This window comes from Paenarthrobacter sp. MSM-2-10-13, assembly GCF_011605365.1.
In the GTDB taxonomy this organism is placed as follows: Bacteria; Actinomycetota; Actinomycetes; order Actinomycetales; family Micrococcaceae; genus Arthrobacter.
Genome location: NZ_JAAOXO010000004.1, coordinates 177,797 through 197,870 on the forward strand (window position 1 = coordinate 177,797; position 20,074 = coordinate 197,870).

The 20,074-nt window shown below is 62.8% G+C and carries 18 protein-coding genes; 7 read left to right on the forward strand and 11 right to left on the reverse strand.

From position 1 onward, the window contains the following. Nucleotides 1-35 precede the first annotated feature (35 nt). From HAV21_RS11445 to HAV21_RS11460, 4 genes are read left to right on the forward strand one after another with little or no spacing between them, the layout of a single operon-like run. Nucleotides 36-473, forward strand: a complete 438-nt coding sequence (locus HAV21_RS11445) for a VOC family protein (RefSeq protein ID WP_166841785.1) — start codon at nucleotides 36-38, stop codon at nucleotides 471-473. A gap of 21 nt (nucleotides 474-494) precedes the next feature. Beyond that, nucleotides 495-1,445, forward strand: coding sequence for a 1,4-dihydroxy-2-naphthoyl-CoA synthase (locus HAV21_RS11450; RefSeq protein WP_166841786.1), 951 nt, complete (start codon nucleotides 495-497; stop codon nucleotides 1,443-1,445). An 8-nt stretch (nucleotides 1,446-1,453) separates the two neighbouring features. After that, a complete protein-coding gene (locus tag HAV21_RS11455) occupies nucleotides 1,454-2,593 on the forward strand; it encodes an AMP-binding protein (RefSeq protein WP_166841787.1) in 1,140 nt (379 codons plus the stop codon). Between the two features lie 60 nt (nucleotides 2,594-2,653). Beyond that, nucleotides 2,654-3,535: a 1,4-dihydroxy-2-naphthoate polyprenyltransferase gene (locus HAV21_RS11460; protein WP_142938108.1), complete on the forward strand. Its 882-nt coding sequence runs from the start codon at nucleotides 2,654-2,656 to the stop codon at nucleotides 3,533-3,535. 73 nt (nucleotides 3,536-3,608) lie between these two features. Here the strand turns inward: HAV21_RS11460 and HAV21_RS11465 are convergent, their stop codons facing one another. Further along, nucleotides 3,609-3,920 carry a DUF4229 domain-containing protein gene (locus HAV21_RS11465; protein ID WP_062071864.1) on the reverse strand — a complete coding sequence of 104 codons (312 nt, stop codon included), beginning with the start codon at nucleotides 3,918-3,920 and terminating at the stop codon, nucleotides 3,609-3,611. A gap of 87 nt (nucleotides 3,921-4,007) precedes the next feature. On the opposite strand from HAV21_RS11465, the gene HAV21_RS11470 reads away from it, so the two are divergent. Together HAV21_RS11470 and HAV21_RS11475 are read left to right on the forward strand one after the other, a co-directional pair. Next, nucleotides 4,008-4,448, forward strand: coding sequence for a PLD nuclease N-terminal domain-containing protein (locus tag HAV21_RS11470; protein ID WP_166841788.1), 441 nt, complete (start codon nucleotides 4,008-4,010; stop codon nucleotides 4,446-4,448). A 5-nt stretch (nucleotides 4,449-4,453) separates the two neighbouring features. Further along, nucleotides 4,454-5,056 (forward strand): hypothetical protein, encoded by a 603-nt coding sequence (locus HAV21_RS11475; RefSeq protein WP_166841789.1) that lies wholly within the window; start codon nucleotides 4,454-4,456, stop codon nucleotides 5,054-5,056. Here HAV21_RS11475 and HAV21_RS11480 read toward each other — a convergent pair. From HAV21_RS11480 to HAV21_RS11525, 10 genes are all read right to left on the reverse strand, one after another. Further along, the gene (locus tag HAV21_RS11480; RefSeq protein WP_166841790.1) at nucleotides 5,053-6,528 is read right to left on the reverse strand and encodes a dynamin family protein; all 1,476 of its coding nucleotides are present in this window, start codon (nucleotides 6,526-6,528) and stop codon (nucleotides 5,053-5,055) included. The two genes, HAV21_RS11475 and HAV21_RS11480, sit on opposite strands and share 4 nt — an antisense overlap. After that, the gene (locus HAV21_RS11485) at nucleotides 6,525-8,408 is read right to left on the reverse strand and encodes a dynamin family protein (RefSeq protein ID WP_208096697.1); all 1,884 of its coding nucleotides are present in this window, start codon (nucleotides 8,406-8,408) and stop codon (nucleotides 6,525-6,527) included. Before HAV21_RS11485 ends, HAV21_RS11480 begins: the two co-directional genes overlap by 4 nt. 167 nt (nucleotides 8,409-8,575) lie before the next feature. Further along, complete coding sequence (locus tag HAV21_RS11490; protein WP_166841792.1) at nucleotides 8,576-9,904, reverse strand: IniB N-terminal domain-containing protein; 1,329 nt, start codon at nucleotides 9,902-9,904, stop codon at nucleotides 8,576-8,578. A gap of 172 nt (nucleotides 9,905-10,076) precedes the next feature. Further along, complete coding sequence (locus HAV21_RS11495; protein ID WP_166841793.1) at nucleotides 10,077-11,969, reverse strand: LuxR C-terminal-related transcriptional regulator; 1,893 nt, start codon at nucleotides 11,967-11,969, stop codon at nucleotides 10,077-10,079. A 3-nt stretch (nucleotides 11,970-11,972) separates the two neighbouring features. Then, nucleotides 11,973-14,105: an Hsp70 family protein gene (locus tag HAV21_RS11500; RefSeq protein ID WP_166841794.1), complete on the reverse strand. Its 2,133-nt coding sequence runs from the start codon at nucleotides 14,103-14,105 to the stop codon at nucleotides 11,973-11,975. 210 nt (nucleotides 14,106-14,315) lie between these two features. After that, on the reverse strand, nucleotides 14,316-15,383 hold the full coding sequence (gene ccsB / locus HAV21_RS11505; protein ID WP_142938100.1) for a c-type cytochrome biogenesis protein CcsB: 1,068 nt from the start codon (nucleotides 15,381-15,383) through the stop codon (nucleotides 14,316-14,318). Then, the gene (locus HAV21_RS11510) at nucleotides 15,383-17,098 is read right to left on the reverse strand and encodes a cytochrome c biogenesis protein ResB (RefSeq protein WP_166841795.1); all 1,716 of its coding nucleotides are present in this window, start codon (nucleotides 17,096-17,098) and stop codon (nucleotides 15,383-15,385) included. Before HAV21_RS11510 ends, ccsB begins: the two co-directional genes overlap by 1 nt. Continuing rightward, nucleotides 17,098-17,853 (reverse strand): cytochrome c biogenesis CcdA family protein, encoded by a 756-nt coding sequence (locus HAV21_RS11515; RefSeq protein WP_166841796.1) that lies wholly within the window; start codon nucleotides 17,851-17,853, stop codon nucleotides 17,098-17,100. The genes HAV21_RS11510 and HAV21_RS11515 overlap by 1 nt, the downstream gene beginning before the upstream one ends. 5 nt (nucleotides 17,854-17,858) lie before the next feature. Further along, nucleotides 17,859-18,464 carry a TlpA disulfide reductase family protein gene (locus HAV21_RS11520; protein ID WP_142938097.1) on the reverse strand — a complete coding sequence of 202 codons (606 nt, stop codon included), beginning with the start codon at nucleotides 18,462-18,464 and terminating at the stop codon, nucleotides 17,859-17,861. A gap of 4 nt (nucleotides 18,465-18,468) precedes the next feature. Next, entirely contained in the window at nucleotides 18,469-19,134 is a 666-nt protein-coding gene (locus HAV21_RS11525; RefSeq protein ID WP_166841797.1) for a histidine phosphatase family protein, read from the reverse strand. Between the two features lie 207 nt (nucleotides 19,135-19,341). Here HAV21_RS11525 and HAV21_RS11530 point away from each other — a divergent pair, with 207 nt between their 5' ends. Further along, nucleotides 19,342-19,893, forward strand: coding sequence for a YceI family protein (locus HAV21_RS11530; RefSeq protein ID WP_024817916.1), 552 nt, complete (start codon nucleotides 19,342-19,344; stop codon nucleotides 19,891-19,893). Nucleotides 19,894-20,074: the final 181 nt, after the last annotated feature.

Below are 20,074 nucleotides of genomic sequence, written 5' to 3' on the forward strand. Positions count from 1 at the left end.
ACCCGGCCACCCGCAGTCGGGAATAGCTTGAGGGCATGACACTGAACATCCAGGTAGTAGTCGACTGCAAGAAGCCCCACGAACTCGCCGATTGGTGGGCAGAAACCCTTGAGTGGACCGTGGAGCCCCAGGACGAGGCCTTTATCCGCTCCATGATCGAGCAGGGCCACGCCACCGAGGCCCAGACCATCACCCACAAGGGCAAGCTGGTGTGGGCCGAGGGCTGCGCAATTGTGCCCGCCGAGGACAAAGACCCCAAGACCGGCCGGCGGATCCTTTTCCAAGCCGATCCCAACCAAAAGTCCGTCAAAAACCGCGTCCATTGGGACGTCCGCCTGGACGGCCGTGACAAGGACGACGTGCGTAAACAGCTGGAAGCACGCGGTGCCAAACACTTATGGACCGCCAACCAAGGACCCCACGAATGGCACACCATGGCCGACCCCGAGGGCAACGAGTTCTGCATCAGCTAAGGCCATTACTAGACTCAGGGTGTGAACAACCAACTCCCTGCCAAGGTTTCCGACGTCTTTGACCCCTCACGCTGGCGCACCGTTTCCGGCTTCGACGACTTCAAAGACATGACCTATCACCGGCAGGTTGAGCGTTCAACGGACGGCTCCGTCAAGGACCTCCCCACGGTCCGCATCGCCTTCAACCGCCCCGAGGTCCGTAACGCGTTCCGCCCGGGCACCGTGGACGAGCTCTACCGCGCCATGGACCATGCCCGCATGACACCCGACGTCGCCACCGTCCTGCTCACGGGTAACGGCCCCTCGGACAAAGACGGCGGCCACTCGTTCTGCTCCGGCGGAGACCAGCGGATCCGCGGCAGGGACGGGTACCGCTATGCCGAAGGGGATACCCAGGAGACCATAGACCCCGCCCGCGCCGGCCGCCTCCACATTCTTGAAGTTCAGCGGCTCATGCGGACTATGCCCAAAGTGGTGATCGCTGTGGTGAACGGTTGGGCGGCAGGTGGTGGCCATTCATTGCACGTGGTCAGCGACCTCACCATCGCCTCGCGCGAGCACGGCAAGTTCAAGCAGACCGACGCCACCGTGGGAAGTTTCGACGCCGGATACGGCTCTGCGCTGCTGGCCCGCCAAATCGGTCAGAAGGCCGCGCGGGAGATCTTCTTCCTGGCCCGCGAATACTCTGCCGAAGACATGGTCCGGATGGGCGCTGTCAACGAGGCCGTGGATCATGAACGGCTGGAAGAAGTGGCCCTGGAATACGCCGCGGACATCGCCCGCCAATCTCCGCAGGCCATTCGCATGCTCAAGTTTGCCTTCAACCTGGCAGACGACGGCCTCGCCGGGCAGCAGGTATTTGCCGGCGAAGCCACCCGCCTCGCGTACATGACGGACGAGGCCGTGGAGGGCAAAGAAGCGTTCCTCCAGAAGCGCGATCCCGACTGGTCCAACTTCCCTTACTACTTCTAGGACACCCGGTGGACATCGATCCCATACTCAAAGCCCTGATGGCCGCCCTCCACGGCGAGGGCCCCGCCGTCGAAATCGTCGTGGACGAACTCGGCGAGCCGCAAGCGGTTCCGGTGGAGACCGGCGTCGAAGAGGCAGCCGTTGTGGTCCGCACCTCCGGCTCCACGGGGACGCCCAAAGCCACCGTTCTGACCATTGACGCCCTGGCTGCGTCCTCCGTGTCCACTGCCATGGCCCTCCGCGGCGAAGGCCAGTGGCTGCTGGCCCTCCCCCTGCAGTATGTGGCCGGGGTTCAGGTGCTGGTCCGCTCGCTCTATGCGGGCACACGTCCTTGGGTGATGGACCAGTCGAACGGCTTCACCCCTGAGGCCTTCACCGCTGCGGCCGAGGAACTCACGGACAAGATCCGGTTCACCTCTTTGGTGCCCACGCAACTGCAGCGGCTGTTGCACTCCCCCGCGCCGGAAACCCTCGCCGTGCTGCGCCGCTTCAACGCGATTCTGCTGGGCGGCGCACCCGCTTCGGCTGAACTCCTCAGCACTGCCCGGGAGCAGGGACTCAAGGTGGTGACCACCTACGGCTCAGCCGAGACTTGCGGTGGGTGCGTCTACGACGGCGAGCCGTTGGACGGCGTCGAGGTCCGCATCGGCCAGGGCGAACTGGAAGGCCGCATCCTGCTGGGTGGCGACACCGTGGCGGCAGGCTATATGGATGCTGCCCGGGCTTCAAAGGCTGCGTTCTTCGAGGAAGACGGGACCCGCTGGTACATCACCGGGGATCTTGGGGAACTGTCCGACGACGGCAAGCTTACGGTTCTGGGCCGCGCCGATGACGTGATCATCACCGGCGGCGTCAAAGCCTCCGCCGCATACATCCAAGGCAAGTTGGAAGAGCTCGACGGCGTCACCGCGGCTTTCGTGACCGGCGTCCCGTCGCGCGAATGGGGCCAGGCCGTGGCAGCCTACGTTGCCGTGACCGATCCCTCGCCCGAAGGCGTGAAGGGATTCACCGCCCGACGCGAAGAGGCACTGGGCGTCCTTGCACCCAAGACGGTGCTGGCCGAGAAGGAACTGCCGATGCTTCCCAACGGAAAACCGGACCGCATGGCCATGATTGACCTGCTTTCCAATCTGCATCAGGGACAATAGACACGTTCTTCCTCCCGAGCCTGACTCAAGATCAACCGCGAAATACACGAGGTACTACACGTGGCGACAGCTGCACAATGGATTCAAGGAGCCCGGCTCCGCACACTGCCCGCGGCGATTGCGCCGGTCCTCATCGGTTCGGCAGCGGCGTACGAGCTCCAGGCTTTCCGGCTGCCGAACGCGATCCTGGCGGCACTTGTGGCTCTCTTGCTTCAAATCGGAGTCAACTACGCCAACGACTACTCGGACGGGATCCGCGGGACGGACGAGGACCGGGTGGGTCCTCTTCGCTTGGTGGGTTCCGGCGCAGCCAAACCGGAACAGGTGAAATGGGCAGCCTTCGCGCTCTTCGGGGCGGCGATGATCTGCGGCCTGATCCTGGTGATCATTACCCAGACGTGGTGGCTGATCCTGGTGGGCATTGGCTGCGTCCTGGCAGCTTGGGGATACACCGGCGGGAAGAATCCCTACGGGTACCTGGGCTTGGGTGACGTCTTTGTCTTCGTGTTCTTCGGTCTTGTGGCCACCCTTGGCACCACCTACACCCAGGCCGGGCAGGTCAGCCTCGCCGCGGTGATTGGTGCGATCGGCACCGGGCTCATTGCCTGCGCATTGCTGATGGCCAACAACGTGAGGGACATCCCCACGGATGCGGCAGCAGGAAAGCGCACCCTTGCTGTGCGGCTTGGTGACAGGCATGCCCGTGAAAGCTACGTCCTGATGCTGGCCGTCGCCATTCTGCTGGTGATCGTGCTGGCACCCACCAAACCGTGGATGCTCATTGTCCTGCTGCTGATCCCCGCGTGCCTCATGCCTGCCTGGCTGATGGTGAACGGCAAGAAGCGCAAGAGCCTCATCCCGGTCCTCAAGCAGACCGGCATGATCAACCTCGGCTACAGCCTGCTGTTCTCGCTGGGGCTGATCCTAAGCCGCGGCTTCTAGACCTTTATACGAGTTTTTGTACAGCTAACGCCCCCAAGAAGCTCTCTTAGGGGCGTTAGCTGTACAAAAACTTCTAGACCGTGCCCGGGCGTTTGTCGTTGTTAACGGCGATGTCCGGGTTTTTCTCTACCAAGCCGTCCTCGGCTGCGGCGTCTTCAACCTCACCCGCGGTGCGAATCGGCTTGGCCCGCCCGGAGAAACGCTCGCGCATGGCCGCAGTGGCGGCGTCGCGCTGTTTTTGGAAGAAGAGGTAGCTGATGGCGAAGGCAATCAGACCGGCGAACACCACAGCCAGGATCCAACCAACCCCCAAAAAGGCGAACAACACGAACAACGGCACGAACAGTGCCAGGCGGATGAGGGAATACTTCAGGAAAGCCACCATCCAAGTTTAGCCGCCCGGATGGTTGCACTCTGATCACAGCCGCAAGAGGGCGTCCAGTGATTGGCTTCCGGCGACTAGACTTGGTGCATGCTCCGGGTTGTAGGCGTCGTCATTGTATTGGTCATCTTTGTCTATGCCTTGGTGGACGTCATCCGCACCGACGGCCACCAGACACGCGGGATCTCCAAACCCGCGTGGATCATTGTGATGATCGTCCTCCCGCTGCTGGGCGCGATCCTCTGGTTCATTTTCGGCCGCCCTTACAACAAACCCAAAGCCGCACCGGTTCGACGCCAGCCCACAGCTCCGGATGACGACCCCGAATTCCTCCGCAACCTGGAAACCCGCCGCCGTAACCAGGCTGAAGACGATCGCCTGAAAAAGCTCAAAGCGGACTTGGAAGCCAAGGAACGCGATCTTGGCGAGAAGCCCGGCGATGGCAGCGGCGACGCCAAAAACAACGGATTCAAACCCGGCGATGTCAAGCGTACCGAGCCGGATCCGCATGATACGGACGAGCTGAAGTAGGGAACATGGCCCAGCAAGCTGATGGATCACGGCAGACACCTTCCTCCACGCCATCAGTCAGCGGGCCCGCGTCACCCTCCGCACCACCGCCGCGCCCCGGCATTTCACTTTCCACGCCCCCGCCCATAGCAGCGGTGGTCAAACCTCCCGCACTAGCGCGATGGTCGCGCTCACTATGGGTGGCCAGCTTCGTGGCGGGGATAGCCGTGGTGGCCACAGGCTTTCTGGGCCGTGATTCCCACTTCGAACGCTTGAAGGGGGTCATCGGAGGCATGGTTCCCGAGGGCGACGCCAATGCAGTGGAGGGGGCCACTGCGGTGGTGTTCCTGGGAAGCCTCGCCATGCTGGCCCTGGTGGTGGCCATGGAAGCGACCCTGCTGGCGGCCCTGTTTAGACGCCGCATTTGGGCGCGCTGGGCCTTGGCCCCGCTGGTCCTCCTGCACGCTGTGGTCACCGTCATCACCGCCGACTTCGTGGTGGCGCCCGGAGCCGATGGCGTCCTGACAACTGTGCTTTTGGCGGCCCAATTCATCCTGGCCGCTGCTGGCCTGATCCTGCTGTTTCTCCCATCCACCACCAGCTGGCTGCTGAGCGAACGGTTTTCTTAGCGAACGGCCGGAATTGCGGCCAACATCCCTTCGCAACTGCGCAGGACTACGCGGCATGCGTCCAGTGCGGCCGGCTCAGTGAGCGGGTTTTCCGCGATCAACCGCCAACGGTTAAAGGCGTTCCGTGCCGCCTCACTGATCTGCTCCGGGGTTGCCCCGGGATCCAAGCCCAACCTCAGCTGGGGGGTACTGCCGTGGCCGCCTACCAACTGCTCGGCTTCCGCAGACAACTCCGGGGTCAGGCCTAGTCCCGTCGTTCGCAGCGTCCCTAGGAGTTTCAACTCCCGGAACTCGTGCGCGCCAGCCTGCAGCCTCTCCAAGCCGGCTTCCAGCGGAAGCACGGTATCCCGCGGTGAACCGCGCAGCAAAGCTTCCAAACCCACGACGGCGGCACGAGTCTTGAGTGCGTCCGCCCGGGTTTGGAACAAAGAGGCGATATTCTGAAGCAACTGGCCAAGTCCGCTGCGCCGTGCCAACTCATGGGCTAGTTCCGTGGGGTTGCTGATTCCGCCCCGGATCAGTGCAACACCAAGGCGAATGCCGAAAAGGCCGAATCTTTGCACGAGGAACGCTTTGGCTTCCGGTGTCAGCTCAGCGGGTTCGCTGGCCCGGACAAAGAGGTCCGCTGATAGCATCAGCCTTTCCCGCTGGTTCCTGTCCATCAGCGCCAACACCTGCATGGCTTCAAAATCCGTTTGGCGCATGGTCCGCGAGCTTTGCGCAAGCAGCCCGGCAACCGGCACGACGCCCAGCGCAAGCGGCCTGAGGTTCTGGTCCCTGCTGTATCTATCAGCGATCACCGCGGCGGAGATGAGGGAGTCGATTCTTCCCGCACCGATCTCGTCGGCCCGGGACAGGACCGCCAACGCATTGACAGTCCCGGATTGACCCGCGGCGGTGTCCTTAAAGGACTCGAGGAACCTGACATCGGAGGCATGAAGATGCCGCATGAGATAGATGACAGCATCGGCAGCCATGGGGGCGTCCTCGGGTAGGAGGAATTCTGCGGAGCGCCCTGACACATCCCGGGACAACGAGGCGATCCCCGGGGTATCGATCAGCGTCAGCTCCCTCAGGCTCGCTGCCGGCCAATCCACCACCAAGCGTTCCACGTCCTCAGGCCGGACATCGCCCAAGCTGAAGATCAAACGGCCATCCTCACGGGTAACCGGGAGCGCAAGCGGCTCCCCGATGATGGGATGAAGCGTAATCCTGGGAGTATGCCCGTACCGGTACCAGGTGACGATTCGTGTGCATTCCCCGGCATCGGTGGGCGCGATCTCTTCTCCGATGATCGCATTGAGAAGAGTGGATTTGCCGGCCTTGACCATACCGGCCACTGCTACCCGCAAAGGCCCTTCCAGCCTGCCCTCGAGCTCCTCCACCACCGCCAGCGCTACTGCGTCGTGCCGGAAGATCTCCCTTGCTTGCCGGAGCAGGTCAGATGCTCCGGCGATGCCCGAGTCCATCATCCTGCCGGGACCGCCGACGTTGACGTGGTGGATTGGGGCAGGTTGTTGGCCTGGTCGGTTGCGGGTGGCTCTTGGTGCAGTTGATGCGCGGTCTTCGCCAGGGCGTCCACTGCTGTGAGCTGGTTCCGTATCTCTTTGATTCTCATGTCCCGCTCAACCGCGTACGTGGCTGCCGCTTTCTGTGCGGCCGCAACGGATTCTGTCAGGGAACGGTGGTGCTCTTCGGCGATCTCCGTGAAATGGTCGCGTGTGGCACGCTGGACCAGCCGCAGCCTGTCTTTGAGCTGCTTGCCCACTTGGAACACAACATCATCAACGTGCTTCCGTACCAGCACCTTCGCTTCGGACTGGCGTTGTTTCAGGCGCGCTTCTTTGTCTTCCCTATAGGCTTTCCGTCCCAGCATCAGGCCGGCCCCAACCGATAGCGGATTGATAAGGGCCATCCCAAAGATGCCTGTCAGGAGGCCGAACATCAGTACGCCTCCGTAGGACCCGCGCATCCCGATCAGCACTTTCTGCAGCGGCCCGAGCCTGCCATCCTGCATCTCCTGGATGTCGGCTACAGGGTCCAGTACGCCGCCGGTGTCTGCCACTTTCAAGGCGGGGAGGGCCACCACTTCCTCTGAGAAGTGCTCCGCCACCTGGGTGGCCAACCATTGCGCACGTTCGCTGGTCCACACGAAGGTATCTGAAACCGCCGCTGCCGTGCTCTGTTCCAGCCATTGCGTGAACTGCTCCCACGCGGGTCCGGGGTCCCCTTGATCAATGGCAGTTTCGGCCTCGCGTTGTATCCGGCGGAGCCTGTCCCTCAAGTCGTACTCCAGGTCGGCGATCAGGTCACCAATGCCGTCATTGAGGGTGATCTGCCAACGGGCGGAGCGTTTGCGCAGCGAGTCCGCGTCCTCCTTCGCCGCGTTCAGGCCAGCGATCATTTGTGGTGTTCCTGCCGGGTTTTCCAAGGCTTCAAGTTCCGACTGCAAAGCAAGCCGAAGGTTTTCGGTGACAGACAAAAGGTCGTTGCTGACGGATCTGCGTTGCATCCTGGCCGCCCCGCCCACAATGTTGTTCCGCAAATGGCCGATCAGCGCGGGAAATCCTGAGTCGGCGTTCAATTCCTGGTCCTGCAGCCGCGCCGCATGGAGCCGCAACTCCGAGGACACTGGAAAGAGTGGAATATCGGGCCCGACGCTGGCCAGGTGTCTTTGATCCAGCTCAGCGATTTGGCGCCAACTGGGATAAAGATCTGTCTTGGACAACACACACAGGACGTTCGGGCTGATGCGCATCGCCTGACTCAGGAACCGCATCTCCGGTTCGGTGTATTCCTGCGATGCATCGGAGACGAACACCATGGCGTGGGCCGATGGCAAGGCAGTCAACGTGGTCAGTGTGTGTGTTGAGCCCAGTCCGCCAACGCCAGGGGAATCGACGATCGTCAGTCCACCGCTCAGCAGCTTCCGGGGCAGTGACACTTCTGCGGCCACGATGTTCTTCGCGTTGCCCGGATTACCTTTCTCTGAGACGTATTCCGCGAGTTGATCCAGGTGGACGGGTTGCCTTTCCAAGCCGTTTTCGCGTCCTCCGGCATCTCCTTCGGCCTCCGGTCCGCTGCTTTGTTGGGCGGGAACGAGAACGACCGCCGACGCCGGGTCCCCGTGCCGCACAACTGTTGGGACGGCGGTGGCAATGTCGTCATCCACCGGGCAGACAGGTGCGTTCACCAGCGCGTTGATGAGCTGGCTCTTCCCTTGTTTGAACTCGCCCACCACGATCACACGGACACTGGGATCGCTGAGGCGGGTGAGGGTATTTTCCAGACGACGCCGGAGGTCGTTCCGGTCCCCTGCCAGCGCCATGCCCTGTTCCACCAAGATGGTCATGCGTCCTGTTTCCGTCACCGTCTGTCCTTTGTCCCTTGTTTTCCAGCGCCGCTCCAGTGAAGAGGCCACGAAGTGCCCGGCAAACGTTATGGCGTCTGCCGGGCACTGCTGGGGTTTTCGTAAATGTTGTGTCAAAAATTCTTTACGACGTTTGGACCTTCCGGGTGCTAGTCGATTTCCACATCGTTCTTGGCGACGACGATCGAATCATCAATGTCGTTGTATTCAACCTCAACGTCGAGTTCGTTGTCGGCGATGACGGTGTTGTCCTCGACGTTGGTGTATTCGAGTTCCAGCTCGTTGTCCTGGATGACCGTGGAGTCGTAGTTGACCTGCACGTCCTCGACGTCGATGTCGGTGGAGTTATCAACTTCCAGCTCGTTGTCCTGTACAACGATGGATTCGTTGATGAGCTGAACGTCTTCGACGTCCACATCCGTGGAGTTGTCGTTGAACGAATCGGTGACGTTCACGGAGTTGTCCGTGACGGAGTTGTCGGAATTATCCGAGTTGTCCGAGTTGTCAGAGTTGTCGTTGAACGAATCCGAGACGTTGACCGAGTTATTCGAGTTGTCCACGGAGTTGTCCGTGTTGAACGAGTCCTCGATGTCCACATCAACATCAACATCGGTGTTGTAGGAGTCCTTGGTCACCGAATGATCGGAGTTGTCGTTGAACGAATCCTTGACCTCAATGTCCGTGTTGCCTACTTCAACATCTCCGTCGCCGGACTCCGTAATGTTCACCGAGTTATCCGTTGAATGGTCATCGGTGGTGGTAGTGGTTGTAGTCGTGGTGGTGTTGCCCGAATTGCTGACGTCGTCGCCGGCAGCAATAGCGCCGTCGCCGGAGGCCACCACAGCGTCCTGGTTGAAGAGTTGCGTGACATCGCCGTCGGCCCAGATGTTCTGGTTCACCGACTGGTCAGTGATGGTGTCGCGGTCGTCGATGGTGGTGGTGTAGGAGTAATTGTTCACCACGTGGACCAGCTGCTGAACGGCATGTGCGTGGTCGTCCCAGTCGCCGCCACCGCCGCCACCACCGTGACCGCCGCCGTCGTGGCCACCGTGGTCGCCGCCCCCGCCACCACCGTGGCCGCCATGTCCGTGATCGTCGTCGTCGTGTCCACCCCAGCCGCCGCCACCGCCGCCACCACCGTGGCCGCCATGTCCGTGATCGTCGTCATCATGATCCGGGCGTCCGCCGCCGCCACCGTGGGGGTGATCATCGTCGTCGCGGCCACCCCAGGCACCCCCGCCACCGGTGGAAGCGTGATTGCCGCCAGTGTTGTATTCGCGGTCGAAAGAGGAACGGGCGCTGATGGGTGCGTAGTCCAGGACAACCGGACGAACGGCGTCGACGTCGGCCGAGGAGACGTCACGCAAACCCGCTGCAGCGAGCGCAGCTTCCGGATCACGGACGAACTCTTCAGCTGCATCAGGATCATTGAACAGGCTCATCAGGAACTGCACGAGCTGTTGTGCGAGTGTAGGCATTGGAGTGCTCCCTCAAATTCTGTGGTGTGTGGTTGGCCCGGCGCCTTTGCCGGGCTTGAATTCAACGTATTGCCGGGCCGGGGGTCCGGGCATCGGGGGTGGTCCCCCTACCCAGTCACCCACCGTTAGGGGATGGCGGGGTTTCCCGTTAGGGGGTGAAGGGGTATGCCGCCTACGGAGGCGGGTACCCCTCCCCCAACGCCAGCCGTAGGCGGACCAAGAGCTCCGAACGGTTTTCCGCTCCCAGACGTCGCCGCATACGTGCCACGTGATGCTCCGCCGTGCGGGGAGAGATATAGATGGCCTCACCGATCTCCCGGTAGGTCTTGCCTTCAAGGATGAGTCGGCCGACTTCACGTTCCCGGGCGCTGAGCCCTGAGGTGTCGGGAGTTCCGGGACCACCATTGCCAAAGTCCATGACGGGTTGAGCTGTAGCGCTAGAGCGCGCGTCCTCTGGCCGTTGGGCCGCCCCGGCAGGCGGTGCTGCACTTTGGGGATGAATATCCCTGGCGCACGCCAGTAGTTTCACCATGTCTCGTCGCTCATCCGCGTGCGCGGCGGCGTGGCCCGCCAAGCGCGCGCCCTCCCAAGGCATCCCGACGGCGGCCAACCCACGGGCCGCTGTTTCGACGTCGGACGCTTCAAATCGGCCTGCCAGGACGGAGACCCACGCCTTGCCGCCTGTGGCGAGCACGGACGCCAGATGGCTGTGTTCAGAGGCGCGCACGAGTGCTGCAGCGTGTGGTGCCAGTCCGGCGGGGTCTTCGCTGAGCAAAGCCGCCTGCACCGCCGCCCAGTGCAATGGAACGGACCACAAGGGCGGTTTGCCCAGCCTGCCCAGCAGCTCCCAGGCGTTGTCCAGGTAATGGCCAACCCTCCTTGATTCCCGAAGCCGGGCCGCGGTGATCATGAGTTCGCCCCACGGCAGGAGGCTGAAGAGATCCACGGACACATGCATCATCGCTTCGCGGGCTCTCTCCCAGGCAAGCACGAGCTCGTGCATGTCACTGCCGCGCCGGGCAAGGCCCACCTCCAGTGCCGCAAGCAAGAACCCATCCCTTGGTGCCAAGGACCAATGGTTGGCCTTGAGGGCCTCGTTGATGGCCAGGATGGCGTCATCGGCGTTGTCCTGTTGCATGGAGGACCACGCCCGCAACAGGAACAGCCGTGGTCGCGCCGCATCGCCCCCTTGACCAGCCGCCAGCGCTGCTTTGAGCACTGTGTCCGCCACCTCCGGCTCCCCGCTGTGGAGGGCGCATAAGGCTGCCAAGGCTCCGGGTGTTTCCGGAAGGGGGATGGTTGTGCCTGCCGCGTTCATCATGTCCGAGGCCCGGATGAGCTCAGGCAGTGCCAGTTCCGGGGCCGGCCCCAAGGTTCGGCGGAGACCCTCCTGGGTCAGTGACAAGGCCACTGCCAGGAGCGTCGGAGAACCGCTCGGCGGAGCAGCTGCCAGAAACTCTTCGGCGGCCGCGGCATTTCCCGTCCCGATCATGGCCACAGCAGCAAGGGGTGCCGAACCATCGATCCTGTTCGGCCCAAGCCAGCTGTAAGTATCGGCGCTCCGGGACAGCATTCCGCGCTGCGCCCAGACCGCCGAGGCTACGTCTACTCCCAGTCGCAGGTCCGGTGCCTCGGGCACCGCCAGGAGTCTGTCCGCGATTCTGCCTGCAGCATCCAAATCACCAGTCGCGGCAGCAGCCTGGGCGCGTCTTGCGGCCTTGGCGGCCTCGTCACCCCCGGCCAAAAGAGCTTCGGCGTAGAGCTCTGCAGCCAGCCGCGGGTCATTTTCCAGCGCTTCATCTGCGCAGCGTTCGAGCTCAGCCACCACGCGGGGATCCTTGAAACCCGTCCGTGCAAGGTCACGGGCCAGTTCCCCCAAGTGCTGGCCGTCCTGAATGGTCTTGTCCACCAGCTCTTTTTGCATTGCACGGGTGCGGGCAGGTGGAGTTTCCTTCAGCAAGGCATACCGTGCCGTTGCTGCGTCCCAGGTATCGGTTGTCTCTGTGAGGGGGTGATCTTCTGCGCCGGGACCATAGTGGCCGGGCATATGGTCATGTCCCGTCATGGGTTAGACCGCCGAGAGCAGCGACGGATCCGCAGCGGGGCTGGTTTCCGTTGGTAACGGAGCCGGGTCAGGGACGGCCGGCGGTGTGGTCTCTTGCGGCAGTATTGGTTCCTGTGCCGGGGGTGGAGGGTCTTGGACCACCGTCGGCTCGGGCGCCGGCACGGTCGGTTCCGGCGTTGGGGGTGGAGTCACTGGGTCCGCGGGAGTACTCGGAGGTGTTGTCGGTTCTGTTACCGGTGGGGTGGTGGGCTCGGTCGTTGGCGGTGTTGTGGTCGGTGGCGGAGTCGGTCCGCTGGCGGCACCTCCTGTGGGATCAGGTGCAGGGGTCGCTGGCGGGGTCTGGGTACCTGGAGCCTGGGTACCCGGGGCCTGGGTACCCGGCGTCTGAGTACCCGGAGCCGGTGCAGCCGGTGGGGTGGACGCCCCCGGCGCAACCGGTGGGGTGGTGCCGGCCGCGCCGGTTCCCGTCCCGGCAGTGGTTCCGGAGCCGGACCCGGCGCTTCCTGTACCACCGGTGCCCGCGCTGGTTGACCCGGGGTTCGTACCCTGAGTGTTTGCACCTTTGGCTGGCGCCTTTCCGTTGGATCCAGCCCTCGTGACGCCCGCCCTGGCGCTCGCTTCGAGACCGCCCGCCAGTCCTCCGACAACCGGGACCGAAGCACCTGCGCCTCCAGCGCCGTTGCCTTGGGCGCCGGTAGCCTGTGCCCCGGCTGCCTGCGCACCGCCGTCGCGCATGACATCCGCTGCCTGATTGCCGAACATGGTGGCCAGCAGTCCTGAGCCTTCGGGGCTTTGGGCCGCCGTGGCAGTCGCGATGGTCAGCGCGGCAGCGGCCGCAGCGGCTGCTGCCGCCATCCGCACGCGGGGCCGCGGGGCATGCCGGCCTGGTGTGGTCACACTGGATTTGGGGTGGTTGAATGCCGGAGCCCTGCCCGGGACGTGCGGCCTCCGCATCGCAGCCGCCGCGCTTGTTTTTACAGGCCCGGATGGCAAAGCTGCAGCGGCCGGAGCTGAAGCGGCCGTGGCCGAGGCTGCCGCGGCATCCACTGCGTCCGCCCCCTGCGAGAGCAGGCCAGCGACAGCAGCGCCACGGCAGATAGACGATTTGGGATCGGCGTCAACGGCGATTGGACGGTCAAGTTCCACGGAAATCAGCTCTGCCACGAGTGGAATCCGGGAAGACCCGCCGATGAGCAGCACTGCGCTGAGATCCTGGGCTTGGAGGTTGATGGTTCTCAGGCTGCGTTGGAGGGCGTCCACGGTATCCCTGACAGGGGCCTCGATCATCGCCTCGAATTCGGAACGGACCAGCCGCACCGACGTCTGGGTTCCGGGCAGGGATACGGCCACGCTGGCTTCGCTGTCCAGTGAGAGTGCCTCCTTGGCTTCCCGGCATTCCCGCCTCAACCGCGCCAGTGCAGCCAAGGTCTCGGGAGAGGCCGGGTCCATGGCCGGGCCGTCGCCAAGGTGACCCATGACGTGGCGCAGGACGGCGGCGTCGAAATCGGCGCCGCCCAGAGTTTCAATGCCGTCCGGACGGCCCAATAGCTCAAAGTTGCCCGCTCCGGCTTTGCGAAGGATTGCGGTGTCGAACGTACCGCCGCCGAGGTCGTACACCGCGATGATGCTGCCGTCCTCCACGCGCGTTTGGGAGGCGTAGTGCAGCGCAGCCGCTTCCGGCTCGCTGATCAGGGTGATGTCCTGCAGGCCTGCCATGGTGAGCGCTGCCAGGACCAGTGAGGTGCGGTGCTGACCCCACGCTGCAGGGTGGGTCATGATGATCGACGTCGGCGCGGTGCCCTCGCGCTCTTGGGCCTTATCCACCACCCATCGGGCCATGGTGGCGTACACGTCCTCTGGTGCCAGCCAGCTTTCGCCCACAGCGAGGGGAACGGAGTCACCTATGCGGCGCTTGAACTCCCGCACCATGCGTTGGGGGTCGTCCAGACCGCGACGTTCGGCGGCTTCTCCTACCAGCACCCGGCCGTCGCCGGCATAAAACAGCACCGAGGGCACGGCACTGCCATGCAATCCCAGCGAGAGAATTTCAGGGGTTGGAGTGGGTCCTTGGCAGGGCTTGACAAGGGCTGCGGCGGTAAAACTTGTTCCGACATCGATGGCGAGAACATAGCTCATGGTTACCTCGAAAAGGTCACGGCGCGTCGCTAGCGGGCTGCATCACAAGCGGGTCCTGAACAAGGTAGCACCTGCCCCTGACGGGCAAAAGGCTTAGTTGCAACACCAAATTGTCATGATTGCTACACCGATTTGTCATACTCCGCGACCATCTTCCGCGTGCAGGAGCAAAGCCCCTGCTCAGAGGGCCAAAGCGGCAGGCCCCTCGGCCTACAGCCCCGAGTAGGAGTGCAGACCGTTGAAAACGGTATTGACGAGCGTGAAGTTGATGATGACGCAGGCGTAGCCAACAATTGACAACCATGCGGCACGGGTTCCGGTCCAACCGCGTGTGGCCCGCGCATGCAGGTAGCCCGCGTAGACCACCCAGATCACAAAGGTCCACACTTCCTTGGGGTCCCAGCCCCAGAAGCGGCCCCAGGCTTTCTCAGCCCAGATCGCCCCGAACATGAGGGTGAACGTCCAGCCGATGAAAGCGATGGCGTTAATGCGGTAGGAGAGATTCTCAAGGCTCAAGGCGTTCGGAACCAGGCGCATGAAGCCCAACTTGTCCGCACGGCCGGCAGCCAGGTTCTTTTGGCGATGCGATTGCAGCAACTGCAGCACGGACATGGCAAACGTCAGGGTGAACAGTGCAGAGGACAGCACCGCGATGGAGACGTGGATGATCAACCAGTAACTCTGCAGTGCCGGAACCAAATGGCCCACTGGAGTCCAGAAAGCAGCCGAAGCCGCTACCAGCATGATGATGGCCAAGCCGATCACGAACGTGCCCAGGAAGCGGAGATCCCTACGGATGAGGACTATAAGGAAGACAGCCACTGCCACGAAAGCACCGGTGGTGAGGAACTCGTACATGTTGCCCCACGGCACGCGGCCTGCACCGAAGGCACGCGTCACCACACCCGCACCATGGATCAGCACACCCAGCACGGTCAGCGCGACGGCCACGCGGGCAGGAGCGCGGCGTTCGCCTGCGTACTTCATGTCGCCGGCGGCGGTACCGCCCTCAACGGTGAGGCCCGACGTCGGACGCTCGGCGCGGCCAGCCGGCCCACCGGCGTCGGGACCTCCCAAACCTGCCGCGACACGGCCCGCAGCAACGCTCACCTTGTGGTCGGTGGTGCTGGCCGCAGCCTTCTGGTCCACGGCGCGGAGCATCTTGCTGCTCTTGGCCAGGTCCCAGGCAAAGGCGATGAACGCCACGGTGTACGTGCCGGCGGCCAACAGCATGAACAGCTCGCTGTACTGGCCCAGGGTTTCGTTGATGACGGGCATTACTGGTCCTTCGAGGTTGAGGAAGATCCTGCAGTTGTTGTAGCGGTGTCCGGCGTGGCCGGCGTTTCCGGGATGTTCCATTCCCGGGCAAAGATCTCGCGGAGGGCTGCTGCTTCACCGGCGAGGCGGTGGTCTTCGCCGCGAGCCAGCAGGCCGTATTCCACCATGGTGCGGCCATCGGAGTGGGTTCCGGTGCGGACCCAGACGCGGCGGCGGTTGATGTACAGCGACATGACCAAACCGGCGACTGCGAGGAAGCCGAAGATCAAGGCGTACAGCTGGCCGGGGTTGTGGTGGATGTCCACGCCGATGTACTTCTTGACGCCATCGAACGTGATGCTGCCCTTGCCTTCGGGCAGGTCCACGGTGGCTCCGGGCGTTAAGGTGATGCCGCCCGCAGCGAGGTCGCGGGCATTAAGGGGTTTCAAGTCCTTGACGTCCAGCTCGAACACGTTCTGGGGCACGCCCTTGTCCAGGCCGAGGTCTCCGTAGAAGGAATTCAGGCTCAGCTGGGGGTTGAAGAGTTCCGGGGAAGCGCTGAACGAGGTGCCGGTCTCTGTAACGAACGCCGTCGGAAGGAAGAAGCCCACAAAGCCCAGCTGTTCCGGCTTGGCATCCGGGACCTTGATGACCACGGACGAGTAATAGTTGTCGCCCTGGACCTTGGCAATCACTGGCCCTTCGAAGGAGACGTTGCCCTCCCCATCGCGGATAGTGACCATGGGCGCGTAGCCGTTTCCGGTGAGATAAAGGCTGGTTCCTCCGAGGGAAACGGGGTCGTTGACCTTCAGTGTTTCCTTCTTGCCCGGCGCATCAGGGGTTTCCTTGGTGGTCACCTCAGCGGTGTAATCGATGGGCTGGCCGGCCTTGCCGGGAGACTCACCGCGATCGAACGTGGCCTCAAACTTGTCCAATTGCATGGAGTACGGCTGGAGTGAACTGCTCTGGAAGTTGGTACCCGGAGTGAATTGGTCATAGCCCACCAGGGTGTTGACGAATGTGTCGCCCTCCACCAGGATTCGCTGGCCGCTGTACCCGAAAAGGCCGCCAATGGCCACGGACACCAGCACCCCGATCAATGAGGTGTGGAACACCAGGTTCCCCACTTCCTTCAGGAAGCCGCGCTCGGCACCCAAGGACGGCAGGTCGCCGTCGACGTCCCTGACTTCCACGCGGTAGCCGCGCTTCTTGAGCAGCCCGGCGGCATCGGTGACGGCCTTCGACGCCGGGATCCCGGCGTCGGCGGGCAGCGCCAGAGTGCCGTATTCCGGCAGGCGCGAAAGGCGCCTGGGAGTGCGCGGCGGCTGAGACTTCATGGCCTTGTAATGGGCCATGGCGCGGGGAGTAACGCAGCCGATCAAGGAAATGAACAGCAGGATGTAGATGGCCGAGAACCAGGCCGAGGAATAGACGTCGAACATCTGGAGGGCGTCCAGGAATGGGCCGGTTGTTGGGTTGTTCCTGATCCAGTCAGTAACCACCACCGGATTGGCCGGCCGCTGCGGAAACAGGGAACCCGGGACCGCGCCAACGGCCAGCAGAAGCAGCAGGAACAGAGCCGTGCGCATGCTGGTCAGTTGGGTCCAGGACCACCGGAGCATGCCCTTGAAACCAAGCGCGGGCAGGGCAGCCTCGGACTTGGCCTGCTGGAGTTTTCCGTCCGCTGTGTTCTCAGCGGCTGGTGACTTCTTCTTGGCTTTCACGGACTCGCTCATCAGATTGGCAACTTCACATCGTTTTGGAACCAGTACTGCAACTCGGTCACCCAGGCTCCCCACACTCCGGTGGCCATCAGGATGCCGAGCAAAATCAGAATGCCTCCGCCGATCCGCTGGATGGCCAGCCGATGCTTTCGGAAGAAGGACATGACTCCCATGCCCCGGCGTACGGCCAACGCAATCAGGAGGAACGGAATGCCAAGGCCAAGGCTGTAAACGAACGCCAGGAGGGCACCTTTGGCCGCCGACGAACCGCCGGACAAGCTCAGCAACTGTACCGCGGAGTACGTCGGACCAATGCAGGGCGCCCAACCCAAGCCGAACGTCAGCCCCAGGAGCGGAGCACCCCACAAGCCTGCCGGCGGTTTGGCATGGATTTTCGCGTCCCGCTGGAGCCAGCCGAAACCACCCATGAACACCACGCCCATGATGATCACCAGGATGCCCAGCAGTTGAGTGATCCAGGCGTTTTGCGGACCCGTCAGCAACGTTCCAAGCTGACCGAAAGCACCGCCCAAGAGGACAAAAATCACCGAGAATCCCAGGACGAACAGCCCGATTCCGGCCAGCATACGGCCTCGCCGCTGCTTTTGGAGGTCGACGCCGGTCAGTCCCGTGACGTAGCCAAGGTAACCAGGGACCAGCGGCAGGACGCACGGCGAAAGGAAGGAGACCAGCCCGGCCAGCAATGCCACCGGCACAGCCAGCAGCAGTGATCCGTTGAGGATCGTCTCGGCGAATGGACTGTTCATGGGTGCTACTCCGCCGCTGCGGAGGTGATGAGGGCCTTTAGGGTGCTCTTCTCAATCTCGCCCAGCACGCGGGAGGCAACCTTGCCTTCCTTGTCCAGGACCAGGGTGGTGGGAACCGCACCTGGAGGGACAATGCCGGACACGGACAGCAGCACTGCGCCGTCCTTGTCATCGAAGCTCGGGTAGGTGATGTTGAAGGTCTTGTCGAAGGCCTCAGCGGTGGCTTTTTCGTCACGAAGGTTAACGCCGAAGAACTGGACTCCCTGGTCCTTGAAGTCCTGGTGCAGGGCTTCAAGCTGGGGAGCTTCGATGCGACACGGAGCGCAGGCGGCAAACCAGAAGTTGAGCACGGTGACTTTGCCCTGGAGATCCTCAGGCTTGACGGTCTGTCCATTAAACAAAGTGCCCTTGAGCGCCACCGGAGCTGCGCGGTCAGCCTTCGCGAATTCCGTCACCGAGCCGTCGCCTGCCACGTAGTTCTTGTTATCGCCGGCCTTGGCCTGCTTGGCAAGGGAGTCTTCCTGAGCGCATGCGGACAGGCCCATGGTCAGTCCTGCCAGGAGAACTCCTCCGGCGGTCAGCACGCCGCGGCGTGAAAGATTGTTGTCCATGCCTCTATGCCCCCGGGGTGCTCGCCGCGCCGGGGAGCAGAACGGCAGCAGGCTCGGAGTATTCGACGCGCACGATCTTGCCGGCATCGTCCAAAGTCAAGGATGTCAGGGAGGTGAGGGTGCATTCACGCTTGCGGGGATCGTGCGCGAGGCGGCGGCCCTCAGCGGTCAAACGGGTTGACCAAATGGGAAGTTGGTGGCTCACCAGAATGGCTTCAGCGCCGTCGCCACCGAGCTCGATCGCCTTCACCCGTGCGTCTTCCACAGCCGCCAGAACGCGGGCCGCCTGCTCTTTGTAGGGCTCGCCCCAGGAAGGCCGCAGGGGATTTCGGAAGTAGAACCAATGCTTGGGCTTGAGGAACTCGCTCTTGGTGGGATGGAGTCCCTCAAAGTGGTTCTCGGCTTCGATGATGCGAGGATCCGTGGTGATGTCCAGGTTCAGCGCCTCGGAGGTCGGCATGGCTGTTTCCTGGGCGCGGGTCAGCGGCGAGGCTACCAAATGCACAATCTTGGCACCTTCACTGGCGCGGGCCGTGAAGTGGTCCGCCAACATCCGGGCCATCTCCCGGCCACGCTCTGAGAGGTGGAATTCCGGCAGCCGGCCATAGAGGACGGCGTCGGGATTGTGGACCTCGCCATGGCGAAGCAGATGGACAGTTGCTTGGGGCATGTTTACCAGTTTCTCAAAGAAGCGGGGCGATCCGAAATCTTCTACCGCTAGTAGAACTCAAAGTTTTCCCGAAATGTTCCGTGGAGTTGGAATAAAAGATGCATATGCATGTTTATACTGGGTACGAAGCTCGGTTGACGCTTCAAGCAATGAGCTCGACCGGACAAGCACGCAGTACCCACCACTTGATATAGGAGCAACACCATGATGACTCTCCCCGCTTCCGTCACCACCGGCACCTGGACCCTCGACGCTTCCCACAGCGAAATCGGCTTCACCGTCCGCCACGCAGGCATCAGCAAGGTCCGCGGCCAGTTCAAGGACGCCACGGCCACCTTGGAAGTTGGCGAAACCCTGACCGATTCCAAGGTCACCGCCACCATCCAGACCGCCAGCTTCGACTCCGGCGACGTCAACCGCGACGGGCACGTCAAGGGCGAAGACTTCTTTGACGTAGAGAAGTTCCCGGAAATCACCTTCGTGTCCCGGCACGTCAAGGCCAACGGAAACAGCTTCGACCTCGTGGGCGATCTCACAATCAAGGGAGTGACCAAGGAAGTTTCCATCGAGACCGAATTCAACGGTGTAGCAGTGGACCCCTTCGGCAACACCCGCGCCGGCGTTTCCGGTGAAACCACCATCAGCCGCAAGGACTTCGGCCTTACCTGGAACGCCGTCCTCGAAGCCGGTGGCGTCCTGGTCAGCGACAAGGTTGTCATCAACCTGGAACTCGCTTTCATCGCACCGGCTGCCGCGTAGTCCTTCACCACCCGGCCGGCTACTCCCGGCCCGCGTCCGCAAACGGCGCCCTGCACAGTTCATTCTGTGGGGGCGCCGTTTCGCGTAGGGAGAAGTCACCTCGCAATTGTTCGGCAAAAGGCCTGTATTTAGCTGCGCGTTAGCTCCGAATTTCCTATGCATCCTTCAACCTGCGGTCTAA